At 72.0% G+C, this 3,937-nt stretch carries 5 protein-coding genes; 1 reads left to right on the top strand and 4 read right to left on the bottom strand.

What is annotated here, in order from left to right; genetic code table 11:
* On the top strand, window positions 1–399 hold a 399-nt coding region (locus FRW57_RS18540), incomplete at its 5' end, for a hypothetical protein (protein ID WP_203230410.1).
* Between the two features lie 33 nt (window positions 400–432).
* Here the strand turns inward: FRW57_RS18540 and FRW57_RS18535 are convergent.
* From FRW57_RS18535 to FRW57_RS18520, 4 genes are all read right to left on the bottom strand, one after another.
* The gene (locus tag FRW57_RS18535) at window positions 433–1,614 is read right to left on the bottom strand and encodes an O-succinylhomoserine sulfhydrylase (RefSeq protein ID WP_137120944.1); all 1,182 of its coding nucleotides are present in this window, start codon (window positions 1,612–1,614) and stop codon (window positions 433–435) included.
* A gap of 6 nt (window positions 1,615–1,620) precedes the next feature.
* A complete protein-coding gene (locus FRW57_RS18530; protein WP_137120943.1) occupies window positions 1,621–2,838 on the bottom strand; it encodes a bifunctional RNase H/acid phosphatase in 1,218 nt (405 codons plus the stop codon).
* A 3-nt stretch (window positions 2,839–2,841) separates the two neighbouring features.
* Window positions 2,842–3,615 carry a zinc ribbon domain-containing protein gene (locus FRW57_RS18525; RefSeq protein ID WP_238384587.1) on the bottom strand — a complete coding sequence of 258 codons (774 nt, stop codon included), beginning with the start codon at window positions 3,613–3,615 and terminating at the stop codon, window positions 2,842–2,844.
* Window positions 3,572–3,937: Nif3-like dinuclear metal center hexameric protein (locus tag FRW57_RS18520; protein ID WP_203230409.1), on the bottom strand; the 366-nt coding region annotated here is incomplete at its 5' end. The genes FRW57_RS18525 and FRW57_RS18520, both read right to left, overlap by 44 nt.

Raw genomic sequence — 3,937 nt, 5'->3', positions numbered from 1 at the left:
AGGCGAGGCCCGCGCGGATCGAGGCCCGCAGTGGCTCGCGCGGCCCGGGCGGCTGCGACGGCGCTCCGAGTCGCGCGCGGACGGCTCCCGCGCACGCTGCGGCGACGAGGTAGGAGATGGGCGCAGAACAACAGCCACGCCCTCGTCGACGCGGCCATGGCCACCACCACGTCGGACGACGCCGAGGCGATGATCGCCGACGCCGCCCTGCACCTCAGCAGGCCGGAGGCCGAAGCGTTCGCACGGGAGCTGCAGGAGCTGCACCGGCGCTGGACCGAGCGCTCACCGGAGAAGGCCCGTGAGGCGGACGACCAGGGACGCCGCAGCTACTACGCGGTGACCTACCTCGCGGCCGCGGACCTGGTCTACCGGCAACTCACCGACCGGGCGCAGACCTGACCGCAGGACTGGCTGGGGAGCGGCCCCGCCGGATCAGGCCAGCGCCCGGGTGAAGTCCTCGACCAGGTCGCGGGTGTCCTCCAGTCCGACCGAGATCCGCAGCGTGCCGTCGGTGATGCCCATGGCCGCGCGTCCCTCGGCTCCGGCGCTGCGGTGGGTCGTCGTGGCCGGGTGGGTGATGATCGACTTGGCGTCGCCCAGGTTGTTGGAGATGTCGACCAGTCGCAGCGCGTTCATCAGTGCGAACGCCTCGGCCTTGCCGCCGTCCAGGGTGAGCGTCACGACCGTCCCTCCCCCCTCCATCTGGGCATGCGCGAGCCCGTGCTGGGGGTGCGAGTCGAGCCACGGGTAGAGCACCCGCGACACCCGGGGATGTGACTCCAGGACCCGAGCCAGCTCCAGCGCGGAGGACGCCATCGCCCGCACCCGCAATGACATGGTCTCCAGGCCCTTGAGCAGCACCCAGGCGTTGAACGGCGACATCGAGGGTCCGGTGCGGCGCATCAGCGTCCTGACCGGGCCGTCGATGAACTCACTGGTCCCGAGCACGGCGCCGCCGAGCACCCGGCCCTGCCCGTCGATGTGCTTGGTCGCCGAGTAGACGACGACGTCCGCCCCGTGCTCGACCGGGTGGGAGAAGACGGGCGTGCCGAAGACGTTGTCCACGACCACCTGCGCGCCGGCCGCGTGCGCGAGGCCGCACACGGCGGACATGTCCACCAGCTCCTGCATCGGGTTGCTGGGACTCTCGAAGAACACGGCGGCCGTCGGCTGCGACAAGGCCGCGCGCCACTGCTCGAGGTCGGTGCCGTCGACGAAGACCGTCTCGACCCCCCACCGCGGCAGCACCTCGTCGAGGATGGCGAAGCAGGCGCCGAAGAGCCCGCGTGAGGCCACGACCCGGTCGCCCTGCCCGAGCAGCGCCGCGAGCGCCACGAACACCGCCGACATCCCGCTCGCCGTCGCGAAGCACGCTTGGGTGCCCTCCAGCAGCCGCATCCGGTCCTCGAACATGGCCACGGTGGGGTTGCCGTAGCGCGAGTAGAGGAACCGGTCACTCTTCCCGGCGAAGGCCGCCTCGGCCTCCTCCGCGGAACCGTAGACGAACCCGGAGGTGAGGAAAAGCGCCTCCGAGGTCTCCTCGAAGTCGCTGCGCGCCAGTCCGCCGCGCACGGCGAGCGTGTCGGGTCGGTATGCCGGCCGGTCGTCAGTCATCGCGGGTCATCGGGTGAGGTGGTGGGTGTCGTTGACGAACGACACGGAGAACCCGCCGTCCGCCCACACCTCGATGCCGGTCAAGGACGCCGGCGAGGTGGCGATCGACCAGAGTCGCTCGTGCGGGATGGCGAGCAGCTGCGAGAGAACGCACATGATCGGCTTGCGGTGGGTGGCCACGACGACGGTTCCGCCGAGGTCGACCGCACGGTGCAGGGCGCCACCCACCCGCTCGAAGAGCTGGCGGTGCGACTCGCCACCGGGCCGGGCATAGTCGTCGTCGGTGCGCAACGACCTCAGGTCGTCGGGGAAGCGGGCGGCGATCTGGGCCATGCTCTTGCCGTCCCAATCGCCGAATCCCTGCTCGTCCCAGTCGGCGTCGATGACAGGCTCGAGGCCGAGGGCAGCGGCGACCGCCTCTCCGGTCTCGACCGCGCGGGCCAGGGAGGACGACAGCACCCGGACCGGCCCGTGCGGCATGTCCTCGAGCAGCTCCCGCACCGCAGCGCCTGCGGCCTTGGCCTGCGAGCGCCCCTGCTCATTGAGTGAGGGGTCCGCTCCCCCGCGGCCGTCGAGCTTGCCGGCCACGGTGAAGTTCGTGACCCCGTGCCGGACGAGGATGATCCGCGAGGGCGCATCGAGATCGGCGTGCCGACTGTCGCTGATGACCTGTTCCTGCACCGGAGTCCGCATCGCACCAGCCACGTCCGACGACGGTCCCGTGGCATTCGCGTCACCCGGCGCTGCGGCCTCGCCGGGGGTCTCGTCCGGGCCGGCGAGGTCGGCCGGGTCGCGCTCGATGGTCTGCCCGTCCATGGCGGCGTTGGCGAGGGCGTCGGCAGCGGAGTTCTCGGCCCGCGGCACCCAGGTGAAGGTCACCGACCCGCCGGCCGCGCTGATCTCGGCCGCGACGTCACGCGCCTCCAGCGCGAGTCGGCGCATGTCCTGGTGCTTGATCTTCCAGCGGCCGGACATCTGCTCGACGACCAGCTTGGAGTCCATCCGGGCCTCGATGTCCGCACCCGCGTCGATCGACTGGGCAGCCCGCAGGCCCGCGATCAGACCGGAGTACTCGGCCACGTTGTTGCTGGCGATGCCGACGGAGCGGGCACGCTCGGCGATCACCGCGCCGGTGCCCGGGTCCCGGACCAGCGCGCCATACCCCGCCTTGCCCGGGTTGCCGCGGGATCCCCCGTCGGCCTCGACGATGAGCCTGCGCCCCACCGCTCAGATCCCCGACTCGGAGGTCCGCACGAGGATGCGGCGGCACTCCTCGCAGCGCACCACCTCGTCCTCCGGCGCGGCCGCGATGCGGCCCAGGTCCACCTGGTTGAGCTCGAGTCGGCAGCCACCGCACCGCCGCTGGGTCAGGGCGGCCGCGCCCAGCCCGCCGCTCGAGGCCCGGACCTTGTCGTAGAGGGCGATCAGGTCCTCGCCCACACCCGACACGGTCTGCGCCCGCTCCGCGACGACCTGCTCCCGCTCGGCGTCGAGCTCCCCGAGCTCCTTGTCGCGAGCCGCCTCCAGGTCGGCGATGCGCGATGCGAGCTCGGCCCGGGCGGCCTCGTGCTCACGCAGGGTGGTCTCGAGCCCCTCCGCCCGTTCCATGACCTCCAGCTCGAGGTCCTCCAGCTCCGACTGCCGCCGCGCCAGTGAGGTGATCTCGTGCTGCAGCGCCTGCATGTCCTTGGCGGTGCCCTGTCCCGAGTCGAGCCGGGTCTGGTTGCGCAGGGCGCGGTCGCGGACCAGCTGCACGTCCGCCTCGGACTTGGCGATCTCGCGGCCCACGTCGTCGAAGGCGGTGCGCGCCCTGACCACCTCGGCGTCCAGAGCCGACGCCTCCCGCTGCAGACCCTCGAGCTCCTTCAGCACCGGCAGGCTCGCCTTGCGGTGGTCGATCTGGTCGATCCTCGTGTCCAGCGCCTGCAGGTCGAGCAGGCGCCACTGACGACTCAGTTCAGCTTTCAGGACGGCCTCCGGGCTCGGGTGCGGTGCGTGCATCGACCACGAAGTCCCACGGGTCGGTGCACAGGCTGGAGATGTGGAACTCCACCGTATCTCCCCGGTCGGCGAGTGTCCGGAGGAGTTCGTCACGGGCACTGGCCAGCCAGAGCCACTCCGTCGCCCAGTGCCCGGCGTCGATGAGGTATGGCGTGCCGCCCCTGGCCTCCTCCCTCGCCTCCGACGCGGGATGGTGGCGCAGGTCGGCCGTCACGAAGACGTCCGCGCCGCAGCCGCGCACCGCATCGAACTGGTCGTCCCCGGCACCGCCCAGGACCGCGACCCGGCGCACCTCGGCGTCCGGGTCGCCCGCGACGCGGTG

This window comes from Segeticoccus rhizosphaerae (genome assembly GCF_009192725.1).
Taxonomy (GTDB): Bacteria; Actinomycetota; Actinomycetes; order Actinomycetales; family Dermatophilaceae; genus Segeticoccus; species Segeticoccus rhizosphaerae.
The sequence above is the reverse complement of the archived record's forward strand: the minus strand, read 5'-3'. Positions and strand labels throughout refer to the sequence as shown.

What these genes read in the sequence shown, in the direction of transcription:
- FRW57_RS18525 (WP_238384587.1), bottom strand. Translation starts at nt 3,615, where the DNA reads ATGCACGCACCGCACCCGAGCCCGGAGGCCGTCCTGAAAGCTGAACTG.
- FRW57_RS18535 (WP_137120944.1), bottom strand. Translation starts at nt 1,614, where the DNA reads ATGACTGACGACCGGCCGGCATACCGACCCGACACGCTCGCCGTGCGC.